Annotated in this window: 1 protein-coding gene; it reads right to left on the bottom strand. The window is 55.4% G+C overall.

The window, feature by feature from the left end:
- Positions 1 to 73: 73 nt before the first annotated feature.
- Positions 74 to 582 (bottom strand): polyhydroxyalkanoate synthesis repressor PhaR (gene phaR / locus AC1D0Z_RS23840; protein WP_477660579.1); only part of this gene is annotated, 509 nt, incomplete at its 5' end.

Here is a 582-nt window from a genome sequence, read left to right as displayed (position 1 = left end):
TCGCTCATGGGTGTATTGTCTCAGGGTCGCCGTTTTGAGGTGACCGCCAGAGATTCAACCCCTGGCATTCGATCTAGCGCTTCAGGCCGAAAGCCTGCAGCATCTGTTCACTCTGCTTTTGCATCTGCTCCTGCATCTGCGTGAAAACATTCTTGGATTGTTCCACGTAAGTGCCCATCATGCCCTGCATCATCGGAGACTGGGCATTCATGAACTGCGCCCACATCTCTGGCGTCAGCCCCTTGGACTGCTCGGCCATCTTCACCTGCAGGTCCATGAAGCTCTGGACATTTTTTTCCAGGTAGGCACCCATGAAGCCCTGCATTGCGTTGCCGTAAAAACGGATGATATTGGCCAGCACGGCCTCGGTGAACATCGGCGCGCCGCCGGTCTCTTCCTCAAGAATGATTTGGAGCAGGATGCTGCGCGTCAGGTCTTCGTTGGTCTTGGCATCGCGCACCACAAAATCGGCACTGTCCATCACCAGCTGGCGAACTTCCGTCAGCGTGATATACGCCGATGTCTCCGTGTCGTACAACCGGCGATTCGGGTATTTCTTGATCACACGGGAAGCCGYTGCCT

Source organism: Polaromonas sp. P1_E3 (assembly GCF_056405935.1).
The sequence above is the reverse complement of the archived record's forward strand: the minus strand, read 5'-3'. Positions and strand labels throughout refer to the sequence as shown.